The sequence below is a fragment of the Ruegeria sp. AL1 genome (assembly GCF_056540905.1).
This window is the reverse complement of record NZ_JBQFXP010000014.1, coordinates 83,008-100,292: the sequence shown is the minus strand read 5'-3', so window position 1 is coordinate 100,292 and position 17,285 is coordinate 83,008. Positions and strand designations below refer to the sequence as shown.

Below are 17,285 nucleotides of genomic sequence, written 5' to 3'. Positions count from 1 at the left end.
GCCGGTCAATAGGGTAGCCCCACATAGTTCTCTGCCATTGCCCTTTGCGCCGACGCGTTTGTGCGCAAAAAGTCGATTTCGGCGCGTTGCATTTTCAGATCGAATTCCGACTGATCCGGGAAGCGGTGCAGCAGTGATGAAAACCACCAGCTGAAACGTTCGGCTTTCCAAATACGGGCCAGCGCCTTTTGGGAATAGTTGTCGATCCCCTGGTGAGAATTGTTCTGGTAATAGTCACGCAGCGCGCTCAGTAGATAGTGCACGTCCGACGCGGCGGTATTGAGACCCTTGGCCCCGGTCGGAGGCACAATATGCGCTGCGTCCCCACACAGAAACAGCCGACCCCACCGCATCGGCTCGGTCACAAAGGACCGGAGCGGAGCAATTGACTTTTCAATTGAGGGGCCTGTGACCAGCTGGTCGGAAAACTCGGCCGGAATACGGCGCCGGAGTTCAGCCCAAAAGGCTGCATCGGTCCAGTCGTCCGGAGAGTCCGACAATGAGCATTGAATATAGTATCGGCTCAGGCTGTCATTGCGCATGGAACATAGCGCGAAGCCCCGCTTGGAAGACGCGTAGATCAATTCTTCATGCACCGGAGGGGTCTCGGACAGGATGCCCAGCCAGCCAAAGGGATAAATTTTTTCATACTCGCGCCGAACTGACAACGGAATCGTCTGGCGGCTGATGCCGTGAAACCCGTCGCACCCAGCAATGAAATCAGCGTCTATTCGCTTTTCCTGACCATTTACACTGGCCGTCACGTATGGCGCACTCGTGTCTGCGTCGTGAATTTCCACGTCTTCAGTGTTGAAAAGGATGGTGCCGCCTGCAGTTTCGCGCGCCGTGTAGAGATCCCGGGTCACTTCGGTCTGGCCATATACGACAACCGGCGTGCCGGTCAGTTCGCGAAAGTCTATGCGGAAGCTTTCATTCTCGAACGCGATCAGCGTGCCATCATGTTCAAAGCCTTCTGCATGCAGACGGTCAGCAACGCCGGCCTGAGTCATCAGGTCGACAAATCCCTGTTCCAGAACACCCGCACGAATGCGACCCAAGACATAGTCTTTGGTCCTACGCTCAAGAACGATACTGTCGATTCCATGGACATGGAGAAGTTGCGACAGCAGCAGGCCGGACGGCCCCCCACCGATCACAACGACTTGTGTCCGCATCTGATCCCCTCCAACCTGTTGACAGCAAGATTGCATTGCCGATGCTGTTTAGCAACGTGTGGCGCGGTTCCGCGATCACCGATGACAGCGACAAAAATATTGCGATATTTTGCACATAATGCATTAAATCGCATCAAGACAAAAGATACAGAGGAGGAAAACATGAAAATTTCAAAGATACTTGCGGGGGCGCTGAGCGCGGTCGCACTTGGTTTTGGAACCGGCGCGGTGGCGGCCGAATACGAGTTCAACCTGCAGAGCTTCCTACCTGCCCAAGCCACCATTCCCGCCCAGATCATCGATGTCTGGGCTGACAAGATCGAAGCGGATTCCGATGGGCGCATCGAAATCACGCGATATCCTTCGATGCAGTTGGGGGGAAAGCCGCCTGAACTTCTGGATCAGGTGATCGACGGTGTGATCGACATTACCTGGAACGTGATCGGATATACGCCGGGCCGTTTCCCTTCGACCGAAGTTTTTGAGCTGCCGTTTCTGGTAAACGATGCCAAACCTGCGTCAGCCGCGTTCTGGACACTGCTCGAAGAAGATATTGCGGATCGCGAGTTTTCGGACGTCAAGGTTCTGGGCGGCTGGGTGCACGGGCCGGGTATGATCCACGCCAACAAAGAAGTGCTGACGCCCGAGGATTTCAACGGCATGAAAATCCGCGGCGCGTCCCGGCAGGTGAATTCTCTGCTCAGCACGTTGGGCGCGACCCCGGTGGGCATGCCTGTTCCCGCTGTCCCCGAAGCGCTGTCGAAAGGTGTTATCGACGGCACGACGATACCTTGGGAAGTGACAAAAGCGCTTAAAGTGCCGGAACTGGTCGAAAACCACACCGAGTTCACCGGACCCATGATGTATACGGTGACTTTTGTTCTGGCGATGAACAAAGACAAGTATGATGCGTTGCCTGACGATCTGAAAGCCGTGGTCGACAAGCATTCTGGCCTCGAGTTCTCGGCCTTCGCGGGCGAGGTTCAGCAAGCCAATGATGACCCTGCACGTGAAATCGCGCTGGACCGGGGCAACAACGTCGTCACTCTGGATGCCGAACAATCCGCTGTCTGGGCCGAAGCGGCGCAGCCCGTCTATGACGCCTGGTTGTCCGAGATGAGCGAAAAAGGCATCGACGGTCAGGCCTTGATCGACCGCGCCAAGGCGTTGATGGCTGAATACGGCAGCTAAACTTCGAACCGGCCTGCCGCGCAAGGTGTCTTGCCATTGCGCGGCAGGTGTATTCTTCTCGCATCGACAGCGGCGAAGGGGGCGGTATGCACCGGATTATCGAGCAATTGGCACGGGGCATGGCCCTGCTGGGTGGCTTTGTGCTGACGTTGCTGATCCTCATGATTTGCGTGTCTGTTCTGGGCCGGTCGCTGAACACGCTTCTGCACGGTTGGCTGGGCCAGCTGATGCCTGGCATCTCCGAGTGGATGCTCGGGTTGGGTGTGGGTCCCATCAATGGTGATTTCGAAATTGTCGAGGCAGGCGTCGCCTTTTCGATCTTTGCTTTTTTGCCATTGTGCCAGCTGAATTCTGGTCACGCTGTCGTGGACATCTTCACCTCAAAACTGTCTCCGCGGATTCACCGGGTGTTGCGCATGTTGATCGAGATCGTCTTTGCCGCCGTTCTGGTGCTGATTGCCGTGCAACTGTGGGGCGGTATGATGGCCAAGCTGCGTTTTGGTGAGAACACCTTTATCCTGCAGTTCCCCGTTTGGTGGGGCTATGCAGCCAGTTTCTGTGCGGCGGTCGTCGCGGCCATAGTCGGCGTTTACATGGCGGGTGTCCGCACGCGCGAATGCCTTTCAGGAAAGGAAATACTACTGTGAGCGATCTCGCCATCGGGTTGCTGTCCTTTCCTGCACTTCTGCTTCTGATATTTGTACGGGTTCCGATCGGTCTGGCCATGTTTGTGACCGGGTTGACCGGCATTGTTCTGGTGACTGGCAATCTGAACATCCCTCTGGGCAGGCTGAAATCCGAAACTTATACGACCTTTTCAAGCTATTCCTTGTCGATTGTACCTATGTTTCTGCTGATGGGGCATTTTGCGACGCTTGGGGGTATGTCGACGGCCCTGTTCAAGGCGGCCGAAGGGTTTCTGGGGCACCGTCGCGGCGGGGTGGCCATGGCGGCGATCGGAGCATGTGCCGGCTTCGGTGCGATCTGCGGATCGTCACTGGCGACAGCAGCAACGATGGGCCGTGTCGTCTTGCCCGAATTGCGGCGCTATGGCTATGCGGGCGGGTTTTCGACAGCCACGCTTGCTGCGGGAGGGACGCTGGGCATTCTGATACCGCCATCTGTTGTGCTGGTGATCTATGCGATCCTGACGGAACAGAACATTGCCAAGCTTTTTCTTGCGGCGTTCATTCCCGGCATCCTGGCCGCCTTGGGATACGTCATCGCCGTGTCCATCTATGTGCGCCTCTATCCCGAAAGCGCCGGAACACGCGAAGCCATTCCCTATCGCGAGCGGTTTCGGCTGTTGTTTGACGTCTGGCCGGTTTTGCTGGTGTTTGGCGGCGTCGTCGGCGGCATTTATGCGGGTTGGTTCACACCGACCGAAGGCGCGGCCGTCGGAGCTGCCGGAACGGGCCTGATCGCACTGGCCAATGGCGGATTGACCCTGGCGACGCTGAAAGACAGCTTCACCACCACGGCCAAATCCACGGCGATGATTTTCTTCATCATATTGGGGGCCGGATTTTATAACGGTTTCCTGGCCCTGACCAACGTACCGCAGGAACTGGCAAATTTTGTCTTGAGTCAGGGGTTCAGCCCTTGGATGATTTTGGCTCTGGTTCTGGTGTTCTACCTGATCCTGGGCTGTGTGATGGACAGCCTCAGCATGATCCTGCTGACGATCCCGATCTTCTTCCCGGTCATCTCTGTCCTGGACTTCGGTCTGGTCGATCTGATCGCGATGCAACATGATGCCGCCCGGTCCGCATTGGCTGGAACCGCTGATATCGCGCCGGAAATCCGGACGCAGGTTGAGGCTCTAATCGCTTCGGGATCGGAAATCAGCAGGGATTTGCAAAAAGAAATCGACATACGTGTCACCCAGGGTATGGCAGATCGCATCGCCCTTGAACGGACGGCAATCTGGTTCGGGATTCTGGTGCTGATCGTGGTCGAGGTCGGTCTGATCACGCCTCCGGTCGGTATGAATCTGTTTGTGATCAATGCAATGGACAAGAGCACCCGGATGCTTGAGACCTACAAGGCCGTGATGTTCTTCGTTGGCTCGGACATCGTTCGCGTCATCATTCTGGTGCTGTTTCCGGCGATCACGTTGTTCCTGATCCCGTTCGGCTGATCTTGTTGATTTGTGCAAAAAATTGCACAATCAGAAAAACAATGTTGCAAAATTTAGCATGTATAATGCATTATAACGCATAAGCGGATTTCAATATGGGGGCCGTTACCACGGCAATCCTGCAATCATTTGTGCACACCGGCAAGCAATTGACCTGCCAGCGGAGGGGAAGACACGTGCCAGATAATCAAAATGCTGCCCTGTGGTTCGTTGAACGACATCTTGATGAGGGGCGCGGCGACAAGGTGGCCTATAAGGAGGCCGACGGTTTGCGCCGTGATCTGACCTATGGAGCGCTGTCGGACCAAAGCGCCCGCTTTGCCGGCGCCCTGGTCAAACACGGAGTTCGTCGTGAAGAACGCGTCGCGATGATCGTTCTGGATCAGGTTGAATTCCCGGTGATCTTCTGGGGCGCGATAAAGGCCGGAGCCATCCCGGTGCCGCTGAACACGTTGCTGTCCAGCTCGGTTTATGCGGCAACCCTGCAGGACAGCCGCGCCACGACACTGGTTGTTTCCGAGGTTCTTTGGGAAACGGTCGCTCCCGCAGTCGAAGGCAACACGTATCTGCAGTCTGTGATCGTGATTGGAGACGCGCCAGACGGAGCCGTCAGCTATGCCGATTATATGGACGGTGCGGACCCGCTGCAGGCGGTTGACGCAAAAAGCGATGAGACGGCCTTTTGGCTTTATTCATCGGGATCGACAGGTTTGCCGAAGGGCGTCCGCCATGTGCATTCCAGCCTTCGGGCGACGGCTGACACATTTGGCGCGCAGGTCATGGGCATACGCGAATCCGATACTGTTTTTTCAGTGGCAAAGTTATTCTTTGCCTATGGTCTTGGAAACGGGCTGACCTTCCCTCAGTCGGTCGGGGCGACAACGGTCTTGCTGGGCGGTCGCCCGCTGCCGGATGTGGCTTTTGATATTCTCGATACCCTCAAGCCAACAATTTTCTGTGCGGTGCCCACGTTCTTTGCCGCCATGAATGCGAGTTTGGGTTCGGCAGGCGTAAAGCCACGTTCTAACCTGCGTCTTTGCACCTCGGCCGGAGAGGCCCTGCCGCGCGAAGTTGGAGAGACATGGGAAAGCCACATGGGGTCCATGATCGTGGATGGCGTGGGCTCGACCGAGATGCTGCACATCTTCCTTTCAAACCGCCCTGATGACATTCTGTACGGGACGTCGGGAATGGCTGTACCGGGTTACGAAGTCCGGCTGGTAGATGACTCGGGCGCGGATGTCGCCGACGGAGAGGTTGGAGAGCTGCTGGTGAGGGGACCCTCGGCAGCCGAAAGCTACTGGAACCGCCGTGACAAATCCCGCGATACATTTGAAGGACACTGGACGCGCACCGGAGACAAGTATGAACGCACCGCTGAAGGTCGGTATATCTACTGTGGGCGCACCGATGACATGTTCAAAGTATCCGGTATCTGGGTCAGCCCGTTTGAAGTCGAACAGGCGTTGATCGAGCATCCTGCCATTCTCGAAGCCGCGATTGTTGCTCATGCAGATGATCAGGGTCTTGATAAGCCAAAGGCATTTGTTGTTCTGAAAGAAGGTCAGAACGAAGAGGCGATCTCGGACCTCAAGGAATTCGTCAAGCAGAAGATCGGCAAGTGGAAATACCCACGCTGGGTTGATGTCGTGGAAGATCTTCCCAAGACCGCAACCGGAAAAATTCAGCGTTTCAAACTGAGGGAAACCACATGACCTGGGTAGATGGCGGATCCGCGTGGATCGAGGTTGACGGCACTGGTTTGGAATACGGCACTTGGGGACCTGCGCCCGAGGACGCGCCGACAATTGTGCTTTTGCATGAAGGCTTGGGATGCATGGCCTTGTGGCGCGACTTTCCCGCCAAATTGGTTGCGGCGACGGGTTTCGGCGTTATGGCCTATTCGCGGGCAGGCTATGGAAAATCCGACCCGGCCGACTTACCCCGCCCGCTGGATTATATGACGGTTGAGGCCCGGGATGTGCTACCGCAGGTTCTGGACAAAGCAGGAATTCACAGATGTGTCCTGTTGGGGCATTCCGATGGCGCGACAATCGCCGCGATCTATGCTGGTTCGGTGTCGGACCCCCGTGTGCGCGGGCTGATCCTTATGGCGCCGCATTTCTTTGCTGAAGACAGCGGTTTGAAGTCCATCGCTGCCGCTCAAAATGCTTTTGTGAGTGGTGATTTGAGGAATCGGCTGTCTAAATACCACAATGACCCCGAGTCTGCGTTTTCGGGCTGGTGCGATGCCTGGTTGAACCCGGATTTCCGCAAGTGGAACGTTGCCGATGTCATTGACTACCTGCGTATCCCCTCACTTGCGATACAGGGTGGTCAGGACCAGTATGGCACTTTGGCCCAGATAGACGAGTTGGAATCCCGAAGCTACGCGCCTGTTGAGGTCACCGTTCTGGACGATTGTGGTCACGCGCCTCAGGTTGATCAGCCAGACGCAACCCTGGCCGCAATTGCCGAGTTTACCATGCGACTTGAGCGGCTTGAACATGCTGTGCCGATTGAGGCATGACGCTGGATTGGCGGCCGTCCTATGCCTACGTCCCGGGCCAGACGCCTCGTCATGCCGAGGGATTGTTTGAGCGTTTCAAAACGGGTCTCGACGACGTTTCCCCGGATTGCCTGCACGAGACGCGCGCCTGGATCTTTGGTTTGGCGCTTCTGAAAGACGGGTATTTTTGGGAGGCGCACGAGGTCCTGGAAGCCGTGTGGATGGCCTGCCCGCCGAACGCGCCGGAGCGGTTGATGGTTCAAGCGGTCATTCAACTGGCCAATGCAGAATTGAAGCGCAAAATGGGCCGGGACAGGGCGGCAGAGCGGTTGCGGGATCAATCAGAAAAGCTGTTTCGGGAGGCTTATGAGAGAGGGGGGTCAGCTGTGCTGGGAATTTGCTCGAAAGATGCAATAAAGTGCATTAAAGAGGGGGATACTGATCTTATTTGCCACTGAAGCAGGGAAATAGATGAATTATCATGCACAAATTCCTTTACTCGACACCAACCCCGCACTATTTTGCAAATCAGACAATAGGAGCGTCTTATGACCAAGGTCATCGACTTTCAGACTGACCCATCGAAATATCGCCACTGGCGGGTTGAATATGATGGCCCGATTGCGAACCTCATTATGGATGTCGATGAAAACGCCGGTTTGTTCGATGGCTATCAACTGAAGCTGAACTCCTACGATCTGGGTGTTGATATTGAGCTTGCGGATGTTGTCCAGCGGATGCGTTTCGAACACCCCGAGGTCAAGGTCGTGGTCATGCAGTCCGGTAAAGAACGGGTGTTCTGCGCAGGGGCCAATATCCGAATGCTGGGCGGTGCGGCTCACAGCCATAAGGTGAACTTCTGCAAGTTTACGAATGAGACGCGCAACACCTATGAGGCCGCCGAGAAGGACAGCGGTCAGAAATATATCGCCGCTGTCAAAGGGGCTTGTGCGGGCGGCGGCTATGAATTGGCACTGGCGTGCAATCACATCATGCTGACGGATGACAGCACGTCATCCGTTGCGCTTCCCGAGGTGCCCTTGCTTGCAGTTTTGCCGGGCACAGGTGGTCTGACCCGAGTCACCGACAAACGCATGGTGCGCCGCGATCTGGCGGATGTGTTCTGTTCGACCGAAGAAGGGGTCAAGGGCAAGCGCGCGCTGGACTGGCGTCTGGTGGATGAGGTGGTGCCGAATTCGAAATTTGATGCGACGGTTCAGGAACGGGCGCAGGAGTTCGCGTCCGAAATATCCAAGGCCGAAAATGTCAAAGGAATCCAGCTGGGACCCTTGGACAAATCGATCGCCGAAGACGGCTCGGTCACGTACAGTCTGGTCGAGATGGCCGTAGACCGAAGCGCCCGCAAGGCTATTGTGACACTCAACGGTCCAGACATGCCTGCGCCGGTTGATATGGACGAATTTACGGGGCAGGGCGATCAGGCCTATATGCTGCGTCTGGCGCGTGAACTGGACGATGCCATTTTGCATTTGCGGCTGAATGAGATGGAGCTGGGGCTTGTTGTTTTCCGCACCCAAGGGGACCCAGAGGCGTTTCAGGCGCATGAAACCCTGTTGTTGACCAACAGGGGCAGCCATTGGCTCGCCAACGAAGTGTTGCAGTATTGGAAGCGGATTCTGAAGCGGATCGATGTGACCTCTCGATCGATGTCCGCGCTTGTCGAACATGGGTCGTGCTTTACCGGTGTCCTGGCCGAGTTGCTGTGGGCCGTGGATCGGACCTACATGATGGAAGACGAGTTCGAGGGCGACAATCGTCCGATTGCCACGATCACATTGACCGATGCCAATTTCGGGACCTTTCCCATGGCCAACGATCTGACGCGATTGCAAACGCGCTTTTTAGGGAACCCCGCAGCAACCACCCGGGCGCAAGAGCAAAAGGGCAATGCTCTTGAAGCAGAACAGGCCGAAGAACTGGGTCTTGTCACGATGATCCTCGACGACATCGATTGGGAAGATGAAATTCGAATCTTTGAAGAAGAACGCGCCTCGTTCAGCCCGGATGCAATGACCGGGATGGAGGCAAATCTGCGGTTTGCTGGGCCCGAGACGATGGAAACCCGGATATTCGGCCGCCTGACGGCGTGGCAGAACTGGATTTTCAACCGCCCGAACGCAGTTGGCGCCGATGGTGCGCTGCAACGCTATGGCACTGGTATGCGCGGCGAATACAACATGGAGCGCGTGTAACGCGTCCCCCCGATCTTTCAGCAGGAGTACGACATGGTCGACGTGATGAACGTGAGTTACGACACCCAGATCCCCAACAATGTTGGCCTTAGCCAGGACCGTAAGGTTTTGAAGGCGTTGGAGAAATGGCATCCCGGCTATATCGACTGGTGGAACAAGCTGATCCCGCGGGATTTTCAGGAATCCATGATCTATCTGCGCACCGCAGTGAGTGTGGACCCAAAAGGGTGGGCAAAATTCGACTATGTAAAAATGCCGGAATACCGCTGGGGCGTTCTGCTGGCCCCGCAGGTTGAAGACCGCACCATTCCGATGGGGGAACACAAAGGCGAAAAAGCGTGGCAAGAGGTGCCGGGCGAATATCGCAATATGCTCAAACGTCTGATCGTCATTCAGGGCGATACCGAGCCGGGCTCGGTAGAGCAACAACGTTTTCTGGGCCTGACGGCACCATCTCTATACGACATGCGCAACCTGTTTCAGGTAAATGTCGAAGAGGGCCGCCATCTTTGGGCTATGGTCTATCTGCTTCAGAAATACTTCGGTAAAGATGGGCGCGAAGAAGCGGATGACCTGCTGATCCGTTCCTCAGGATCGGAAGAAGCGCCGCGTATGCTGGGGGCGTTCAACGAAGAGACCCCGGATTGGCTGTCTTTCTTCATGTTCACCTATTTCACCGACCGCGACGGGAAGATGCAATTGGAAAGCCTCGCGCAGTCGGGCTTTGATCCGCTCAGCCGGACGTGCCGGTTCATGCTGACCGAAGAAGCGCATCACATGTTCGTCGGTGAAACCGGTGTCAGCCGGATCGTTCAGCGCACCTGCGAAGCCATGAATGACGCCGGTCTGACCGATCCTTATGATGTCGGCAAAGTGCGCGACCTAGGCGTCATTGATCTGCCTACAATTCAGAAAAAGCTGAATCTGCACTACACTTTGTCGCTGGATTTGTTCGGGCAGGAGGTATCGACCAACGCTGCCAACGCGTTCAACGCGGGCATCAAGGGGCGGTACATGGAAAGCCGGATCGATGATGACCATCAGTTGCAGCAAGACACGTATGTGGTGAAAAGCATCGTGGATGGCGCGATCGTCAGTCAGGACGTTCCGGCGCTGACCGCAATCAACATGCGTCTTCGGGACGATTACGTTCAGGATGCCTCGGGCGGGGTTGGACGCTGGAATAAGATCATTGAAAAAGCGGGCATTGATTTCCGGCTGAAGCTGCCGCACGAGGCGTTCCATCGCCAGATCGGTGTTTTTGCGGCAATCAAGGCAAACCCGGATGGCGATATCATCTCGGAAGCGGATTGGGCGGCCAATGTCGATAACTGGCTGCCATCCAAGGAAGATGGCGCTTATATCCAATCCCTTATGGTGCCCTGTTATGAACCGGGCAAATACGCGGGTTGGATTGCGCCTCCGAAAGTCGGCATCGACAACAAGCCGGGCCATTTTGAGTATGTGAAACTTCACATGGCCTGATATCGGGCCAGAAGGGCAATGTTCCATTCTGGCTGTGTCAACGCGAAGGAGATATGGATGTCAGAGGAAAAATCCACACTGTTCAGATTGGGGCCAGGGACCCTGCGGGGGAACTCGATTGATCTGTCTTGCTGCCTTGGGTGTTCGGATTGTGACGGGATGTGCAGCGCGATCTTCGAATGCGTGACCGTCCCCTCCATCGTCATCCGGCAACGCACGCGATGAATAAACCTGTCAAACAGCACCTGATCGATCCCGAGATTTGCATCCGGTGCTACACGTGCGAGATGACCTGCCCTCTTCAGGCTATTGAACATGATGACAACAACGTGGTGGTCAATGCTGATCTATGCAATTTTTGTATGGATTGCATTCCGGTATGCCCGACCGGTTCCATCGATGAATGGCGCGTAGTGAGCGAGCCCTACAGCCTAGAAGACCAGTATTCGTGGGAGGAGCTGCCCGAACAAGTCGAACTGGACGGTGGCGAGGCCGAAACAGGGATGGAAGCGCTGGATGAGGCCATGGCCGCCCTTCTGGCCGAGGCGCACAAAGGGGCAGGTGGCAAGTCCAGGGCTCCGGCCACGGCGTCAAAACCAACGGTAAACCTGTATAATCTGGGTAAGCCCGTGCAAGCTGTTGTTCAGGGCAATTATCGCTTGACGGCTGAGGGCTCGGACAGCGACGTTCGCCACATTATTCTGGATTTTCAGGGGCACCCGATGCCTGTTCTGGAAGGTCAATCCATCGGTATTCTGCCGCCCGGACAGAATGCCGAAGGTGCGCCGCATTTGCCGCGTCTTTATTCTGTCTCCAGCCCCCGCGATGGGGAACGCCCCGGGTTTAACAATGTGTCATTGACGGTGAAACGCGAAGATAAGGGCGTGTGTTCCAACTATATTTGCGACCTGAAAAAGGGTGACATTGTGAATGTGACCGGTCCCTTTGGCGCGACCTTCCTGTTGCCCGATGATCCGGATGCACGGATTCTGATGATTTGCACAGGTACCGGATCTGCGCCGATGCGCGCCTTCACCATGCGACGCCAACGCAAGGTGGGTATCGTTCATGGCGGTATGACAATGTTCTTTGGAGCCAGAACGCCCGACAGCTTGCCATATTTCGGACCGCTTCAGAAAGTTCCGTCCAGTTTGCTTGAGCAACATCTTGTGTTCAGCAGGCAAGACGGTCAGGACAAGGAATATGTTCAGGATCGGATGCTGAAAGAACGGGGGGCCGTTGCGGATATGTTGCGCGATGATAAATGCCACGTCTACATCTGCGGGCTGCGCGACATGGAAACCGGAGTGGAAAACGCATTGACCGAAATTGCTGAAGACATGGGCCATAACTGGCCCGGTTTGCGGGACAAAATGCGCGAAGACGGGCGTTACCACGTTGAAACCTACTGATATGTCGGATCGGCCCGCGGCTGTATTCCGCCATGATATCCGGGTAACCTGGGGCGACTGTGATCCGGCGCGCATCGCCTATACAGGTCGTCTGCCATGGTTCACATTGGACGCCATAAACGCCTGGTGGGAGAAACATCTGGGACAGGGATGGTACCAATTGGAACTGGACCGGAATGTTGGAACGCCCTTCGTCCGGCTCGAGATGGACTTCAAAGCACCCGTTACGCCAAGGCACAGGCTGATTTGCCATGTCTGGCCCAGCCGGCTGGGCGAAACGTCCATCGAATTTCGCGTCGATGGCGTGCAGGACAATCAGCTTTGTTTTTCAGCCCGCACTGTCAGCGTTTTCACCACCGCAGACAGTTTCAGCAAACGCAATCCACCGCAGGACATTCGCGACCTGCTTGCCCCGTTTCTTCAACAGGTTGAGCAGATCGGGAGATAACTGATTTCCTTTTCGCGGTGGCGAACGTAATGTGCATTATTATACACATTCGGAACTGCAGAATATGGCGGAAATCACAACCTTCAGCGGCGTCTCGACCCGGATAGACTCGGACTCAGAGATCGAACGCAGCATTGCGGCTCTTATGGCGCAGGTTGGAGAACGTGTTCGCAGCGCGCGAGAGCGCAAGGGGATTTCCAGGCGGGTGCTTTCCGAGAATTCGGGTGTATCGCTCAGATACCTGGCGCAGCTTGAAGCAGGAACCGGAAATATCTCGATCGGTTTGCTGCAGCGTGTCGCTCATGCGCTGGACCACAAAATCGAGTGGTTTGTCGGGGCGGAAGATCCCTGGAACTCCACCAGTCTGCGCGTAGCCGAATTGTTTTCGGTGGCGGATAATGAAACGCGTGAGCAAGTTCTGCGAACGCTGTCCGCCGATACAGATCAGCCCGGCCGGGCCGAACGGATCTGCCTGATCGGGCTGCGCGGCGCTGGAAAATCGACATTGGGGAAACTGGCGGCAGAACAACTGGATGTTCCGTTCCTCGAGTTGAACAAGGAAATCGCGCTGCATGGAGGAATGCCAATAGACGAGATATTGGCGCTTTACGGACAGGAAGGATACCGCAAGCTTGAGGCCGGTTCTTTGGACCGCGTCATCGAAAACTATGATCGGATGATCCTTGCGGTGGCGGGTGGCATTGTGTCCGAGCCTGAGACTTTCAACAAGCTGCTGTCGAATTTCCACACCATCTGGCTCAAGGCCTCGCCGCAGGAACACATGGACCGGGTCCGTGCGCAAGGCGATGAACGCCCGATGGCGGGAAATGCGGATGCAATGGAGCAATTGACGTCCATTCTGGCCAGTCGCGAGGTCTTGTACGCGCGGGCAGGTCTGATGCTGGATACATCCGACCAATCGTTGGACACGTCCCTGAACGCGCTGGTGTCAACGATAAAGGTGCATCGCTTGCTCGAGGCTTGATCATGAGATTAGCATTGCGGTCTGGTCGATGCGATGGGTATCCGAACGGCGCGGCCGATATCATTCAAACATAGCAATGCATCACAGTTTGACAGAGCTCAAACTCGGTGCTTACCTGATCGTGCACGACAATGGCGATTTTGAAATTCAGGGTATTTCAGACAGTTGAGATGCAAGGGTTGGTCCTGTACCTGCCGTTTCGCATTCAGGGGAATTTGCGATGGAAGTGATAACTGAACAGCTCCGCACCTTTCCAATCATGGCGCTGTTTCTATGTCTTGGCCTGGGATACGGCGTGGGCAAATTCAGGGTCGGAAAGTTCGAGCTTGGAGGCATCGCCGGAACCCTTCTGGTCGCAGTGTGCGTGGGACAGATCGGTGGGATCAATTTAAGTACGGATGTCCAGAACGTTTTCTTTTCGTTGTTTATTTTTATGGTTGGTTACAATGGCGGTCCGCAATTCTTTGCGGCGCTGAACCGGACGGCCCTGACCAAGCTTCTGGCCGCGTTTCTGATGACGTTATGGGGTTTGTTCTTCGTCATAGTCGTGGCCCGGCTGGCGGGTCTGGACAAAGGACTGGCGGCTGGTCTGGCTGCCGGGGGCTTGACGCAATCGGCAATTATCGGCACCGCCGGGAACGCAATCGATCTTTTGGGGCTTGCCCAAGAAGAGGCCGAAAAGCTCAAGACCAATATCGCTGTGGGTTATTCGGTGACCTATATCTTTGGCTCGATCGGGCCCATTCTGGCGGTTAGCATTATCCCCATTATCCTGCGCTGTGATCTGCGTCAGGAGGCGATCAAGCTGGCCCAGAAACTAAGCGGTGGTGGGCCGAAACTTGAGGAAGGCGAATTCCTTCCCATGAACCGGTTCGAGGCGCGGGCGTATCAGGTGGGTGACGGTTCAGAGATTGCCGGATTGTCGGTGAAAGACATCGAAGGCCGGTATGATGGCGATTTGATTGTCGAGCGGCTGCTACATGACGGTGCGCCGGTTGAGCCTTTGCCGGATACGGTTGTAAGTACCAGTGATGTGGTGGTTGTATCTGGCCTGGTCGCCACTCTGACCCAGTTCGCCCGCACTGCAAGCGGTGAAATTGGCGAATACCCGCCCGAACTGACAATTGTTGAAGAACGGCGCAATGTGGTGATCACCAACCGCAAACTCGCCGGAAAAACACTGGCCGAACTGCACAAGAGCCTGACTGCGGATCAAAGGCGTGGCGTACACATCACCAAAATCACACGCATGGGGCACGATGTGCCGGTGCTGCACAATACCGAGATACATGCAGGCGACGAAATCAGCATTGTTGGCCACAAGGACGATCTGAACCGTGTCGCGAAACTGGCAGGATATGTGCCACCTTCCGCATCGGTTACCAATTTCATCGCGCTGGGGATCGGGGTTGCGGTCGGCTATCTGATTGGCGAGATCAGCTTTGTCATTGCGGGCACCAAAGTGTCGCTTGGCTCGGGGTTGGGGTGTCTGGTGACAGGTTTGATCATCGGATACCTGAGAATCCGTCGCCCCAAGATTGGCGGGATCAACCGGGGCGCAGCCAACTTTTTGCAAAGCTTTGGTCTGGCCGTGTTTGTGGGAGTTGTCGGTCTGAATGCTGGCCAACCTGCGCTGCAGGCTATTCAGGAATATGGAATTACCCTGTTGCTTTTGGGAATTCTCGTCACGCTGATGCCGATGATCGTGCAGTTTCCCATCAATTATTTTGTCCTGCGTATCAAGAACCCGGTGGAAGCCTGTGCGGTTGTCACAGGGTCCCGGTCCGGTAACCCGGGATTTGCGACACTGCTTGAAAAGGCGGGCAACGCCACCCCGACGCCTGCATTCACCATGACATATGCGGTCGCGAATATCTTCCTGACGCTTTGGGGGCCACTGGTGGTGGCCTTTGTGCCCTGATGCCGGCCAGATCGAATAACCTGCCGGGTCGCCAACTGATGTAACCACCCGGGATGTACGGTAAACGCAAGCATCCCGGCTTTTGCGCGATCGCCCATTTACCCGTGCAGTGGCAATCCTTTGGACGCGCGATATGCCTGCACATACCCGACCGCCACGGCCCGCACGGCCTTCCCGATCTGCCGGTATGCGCTGTCGTCCAGATTGGCAAAGGACACCCGTGCCGACCAGTTGGGCGCATCAAAGCCTGACCCGTTTAACAAAACAATGCCGTGGTCCTGCGCCAGCTTGAACGAGATATCCAGCGGGTGCACATTTTCCTTGATCCAGGCGACTACTTCTTCGCCCACGTATTTGCGCATCCAGAACTCGAAATCGATGATACCATAGTAGCGGTCGAACAGCGGATTGTCGGGCACATCGACGCCCAGCCCTTCAACCAGCTCGTCAAAGCGGTGTTTAAGGATGCCCCAGCAAAACGCCTGATACCCTTTGTCTTCGTCCATCAGCTCCACCAGTGAGAAAAGCGTCATCATCACCTGTTGGGGCAGGGACAAACCAGCTGTGTGGTTCAGGGCAACATCGCGGCTGTCGGCAACAATCCGGTCGATGAATTTGAAGGTCGAGGGGTCTGGGGTCAGCGTTTCATAGCGCGCATTCACGGTGGCTTTGATGTTGTCCGGGGCCTCGCTGATCATTTTGTCAAAGATGTTGTTCTCGGCCACTAGAATTGCGCCCAAACGCCAGCCTGTGCAGCCAAAATATTTGGAATACGAATACACTCCGATCGTGTTCTCGGGCAGATGCCCCATAACGGACTGAAAATTGGGAATAAACGTGCCGTAGACGTCGTCGGTAAGAATGATCAGGTCGGGCCGGCGTGTTTTTACGAAGTCGACCAGCTTGGCCATGACCTCTGGGCTGATTGCAACCGAAGAGGGGTTGCCTGGATTGACCAGAAACAGGGCTTTGACCTTTGGATCGGCCAACTGTTCAAGGTCGTCATCGGTTAGCTGAAAATGGTCCTCTTCTGCCGAGGATACATCCACAACGTTCAGCCCGTAATCCTCAAGCACGGGCATTTCCAGATAGGGGGTGAATATAGGTGTGCCCAGGGCGATGGTATCGCCTGCGTTCAGCAGCCGCTGGTTCTTGAGAGCCTTGAAGATATAGCACATCGCGGCAGTGCCGCCCTCGACCGCGTAAATGTCAAACTTGGCGTCCGGCCGATGCCCGGCGCACATTGCCCACATGACGTATTCATGAACAATGGCTTCATTGTGTTTCATGCACCGGTCGGGCATCGGATAGTGATCCCCGACGATGCCGTCGGTCAGCTCCAATACAAACGCGTCGGGGGTAAAGCCAAACTTGTCGATTGCAAAATCCACAGCTGCGGCCAGCGTATCCGCACCCGGCGGGCCTTCTTTGTCGTCAGATCTGGCGCAATACGCCTTGAGCCGGTCGTAGCAACCGGGACCCATCGGCATACCGGCCAAACCGACATGAGGTTCATTGCGGTGCCGTTGTGCTTCGGTCATCGCAAACTGGCCCAGAAGGAAAAATGCCTCGCGCGCCTTGGCGGCGATCCAGTTGGGGTTTCCGCGCCCCGCATTGAGGTAAGGCCACGCCATCTGGCGCGCTTCGACCTGAGCCAGCTTGATGAGTTCATCCTTGATCTGGAACGGGCTTAGGTTCTCAAACTTGTGCAGGTCCAATGTGTCTGACATGGCTTCAAGCCTTTGGTTAATAAGAAAAGGGAATTCCTATCAGATCGTATGCTCGACACTGAGCTCGTGTAAACAG

Annotated in this window: 14 protein-coding genes; 12 read left to right on the top strand and 2 right to left on the bottom strand. The window is 55.8% G+C overall.

Annotated elements, in window-relative coordinates; all coding sequences use genetic code 11:
• Positions 1–5: 5 nt before the first annotated feature.
• Positions 6–1,175 carry a 4-hydroxybenzoate 3-monooxygenase gene (pobA, locus tag ACRZ9X_RS20130; protein ID WP_480521860.1) on the bottom strand — a complete coding sequence of 390 codons (1,170 nt, stop codon included), beginning with the start codon at positions 1,173–1,175 and terminating at the stop codon, positions 6–8.
• A 162-nt stretch (positions 1,176–1,337) separates the two neighbouring features.
• On the opposite strand from pobA, the gene ACRZ9X_RS20125 reads away from it, so the two are divergent.
• From ACRZ9X_RS20125 to aspT, 12 genes are all read left to right on the top strand, one after another.
• A complete protein-coding gene (locus ACRZ9X_RS20125; protein WP_480521859.1) occupies positions 1,338–2,366 on the top strand; it encodes a TRAP transporter substrate-binding protein in 1,029 nt (342 codons plus the stop codon).
• A gap of 86 nt (positions 2,367–2,452) precedes the next feature.
• Positions 2,453–3,013, top strand: coding sequence for a TRAP transporter small permease (locus ACRZ9X_RS20120; protein WP_480521858.1), 561 nt, complete (start codon positions 2,453–2,455; stop codon positions 3,011–3,013).
• The gene (locus ACRZ9X_RS20115; RefSeq protein WP_480521857.1) at positions 3,010–4,506 is read left to right on the top strand and encodes a TRAP transporter large permease; all 1,497 of its coding nucleotides are present in this window, start codon (positions 3,010–3,012) and stop codon (positions 4,504–4,506) included. The genes ACRZ9X_RS20120 and ACRZ9X_RS20115 overlap by 4 nt, the downstream gene beginning before the upstream one ends.
• Before the next feature lie 176 nt (positions 4,507–4,682).
• Positions 4,683–6,221, top strand: a complete 1,539-nt coding sequence (locus ACRZ9X_RS20110; RefSeq protein ID WP_480521856.1) for a benzoate-CoA ligase family protein — start codon at positions 4,683–4,685, stop codon at positions 6,219–6,221.
• Complete coding sequence (locus tag ACRZ9X_RS20105; protein ID WP_480521855.1) at positions 6,218–7,036, top strand: alpha/beta fold hydrolase; 819 nt, start codon at positions 6,218–6,220, stop codon at positions 7,034–7,036. The genes ACRZ9X_RS20110 and ACRZ9X_RS20105 overlap by 4 nt, the downstream gene beginning before the upstream one ends.
• Positions 7,033–7,473 carry a DUF309 domain-containing protein gene (locus ACRZ9X_RS20100; protein ID WP_480521854.1) on the top strand — a complete coding sequence of 147 codons (441 nt, stop codon included), beginning with the start codon at positions 7,033–7,035 and terminating at the stop codon, positions 7,471–7,473. Before ACRZ9X_RS20105 ends, ACRZ9X_RS20100 begins: the two co-directional genes overlap by 4 nt.
• A gap of 90 nt (positions 7,474–7,563) precedes the next feature.
• Entirely contained in the window at positions 7,564–9,228 is a 1,665-nt protein-coding gene (boxC, locus tag ACRZ9X_RS20095) for a 2,3-epoxybenzoyl-CoA dihydrolase (RefSeq protein WP_480521853.1), read from the top strand.
• A gap of 33 nt (positions 9,229–9,261) precedes the next feature.
• Positions 9,262–10,713 (top strand): benzoyl-CoA 2,3-epoxidase subunit BoxB, encoded by a 1,452-nt coding sequence (gene boxB, locus ACRZ9X_RS20090; protein WP_480521852.1) that lies wholly within the window; start codon positions 9,262–9,264, stop codon positions 10,711–10,713.
• A gap of 221 nt (positions 10,714–10,934) precedes the next feature.
• Complete coding sequence (gene boxA, locus ACRZ9X_RS20085) at positions 10,935–12,125, top strand: benzoyl-CoA 2,3-epoxidase subunit BoxA (protein WP_480521851.1); 1,191 nt, start codon at positions 10,935–10,937, stop codon at positions 12,123–12,125.
• 1 nt (position 12,126) lies between these two features.
• Positions 12,127–12,573: an acyl-CoA thioesterase gene (locus tag ACRZ9X_RS20080; RefSeq protein ID WP_480521850.1), complete on the top strand. Its 447-nt coding sequence runs from the start codon at positions 12,127–12,129 to the stop codon at positions 12,571–12,573.
• A 64-nt stretch (positions 12,574–12,637) separates the two neighbouring features.
• The gene (locus tag ACRZ9X_RS20075; RefSeq protein WP_480521849.1) at positions 12,638–13,558 is read left to right on the top strand and encodes a helix-turn-helix transcriptional regulator; all 921 of its coding nucleotides are present in this window, start codon (positions 12,638–12,640) and stop codon (positions 13,556–13,558) included.
• Between the two features lie 220 nt (positions 13,559–13,778).
• Positions 13,779–15,479 carry an aspartate-alanine antiporter gene (aspT, locus tag ACRZ9X_RS20070; protein WP_480521848.1) on the top strand — a complete coding sequence of 567 codons (1,701 nt, stop codon included), beginning with the start codon at positions 13,779–13,781 and terminating at the stop codon, positions 15,477–15,479.
• Between the two features lie 98 nt (positions 15,480–15,577).
• On the opposite strand, the gene ACRZ9X_RS20065 is transcribed toward aspT, so the two are convergent.
• Positions 15,578–17,209 carry a bifunctional aspartate transaminase/aspartate 4-decarboxylase gene (locus tag ACRZ9X_RS20065; protein ID WP_480521847.1) on the bottom strand — a complete coding sequence of 544 codons (1,632 nt, stop codon included), beginning with the start codon at positions 17,207–17,209 and terminating at the stop codon, positions 15,578–15,580.
• Positions 17,210–17,285 lie beyond the last annotated feature (76 nt).

What these genes read in the sequence shown, in the direction of transcription:
- pobA (WP_480521860.1), bottom strand. Translation starts at nt 1,175, where the DNA reads ATGCGGACACAAGTCGTTGTGATCGGTGGGGGGCCGTCCGGCCTGCTG.
- ACRZ9X_RS20125 (WP_480521859.1), top strand. Translation starts at nt 1,338, where the DNA reads ATGAAAATTTCAAAGATACTTGCGGGGGCGCTGAGCGCGGTCGCACTT.
- ACRZ9X_RS20120 (WP_480521858.1), top strand. Translation starts at nt 2,453, where the DNA reads ATGCACCGGATTATCGAGCAATTGGCACGGGGCATGGCCCTGCTGGGT.
- ACRZ9X_RS20105 (WP_480521855.1), top strand. Translation starts at nt 6,218, where the DNA reads ATGACCTGGGTAGATGGCGGATCCGCGTGGATCGAGGTTGACGGCACT.
- ACRZ9X_RS20100 (WP_480521854.1), top strand. Translation starts at nt 7,033, where the DNA reads ATGACGCTGGATTGGCGGCCGTCCTATGCCTACGTCCCGGGCCAGACG.
- boxC (WP_480521853.1), top strand. Translation starts at nt 7,564, where the DNA reads ATGACCAAGGTCATCGACTTTCAGACTGACCCATCGAAATATCGCCAC.
- boxB (WP_480521852.1), top strand. Translation starts at nt 9,262, where the DNA reads ATGGTCGACGTGATGAACGTGAGTTACGACACCCAGATCCCCAACAAT.
- boxA (WP_480521851.1), top strand. Translation starts at nt 10,935, where the DNA reads ATGAATAAACCTGTCAAACAGCACCTGATCGATCCCGAGATTTGCATC.
- ACRZ9X_RS20080 (WP_480521850.1), top strand. Translation starts at nt 12,127, where the DNA reads ATGTCGGATCGGCCCGCGGCTGTATTCCGCCATGATATCCGGGTAACC.
- ACRZ9X_RS20075 (WP_480521849.1), top strand. Translation starts at nt 12,638, where the DNA reads ATGGCGGAAATCACAACCTTCAGCGGCGTCTCGACCCGGATAGACTCG.
- aspT (WP_480521848.1), top strand. Translation starts at nt 13,779, where the DNA reads ATGGAAGTGATAACTGAACAGCTCCGCACCTTTCCAATCATGGCGCTG.
- ACRZ9X_RS20065 (WP_480521847.1), bottom strand. Translation starts at nt 17,209, where the DNA reads ATGTCAGACACATTGGACCTGCACAAGTTTGAGAACCTAAGCCCGTTC.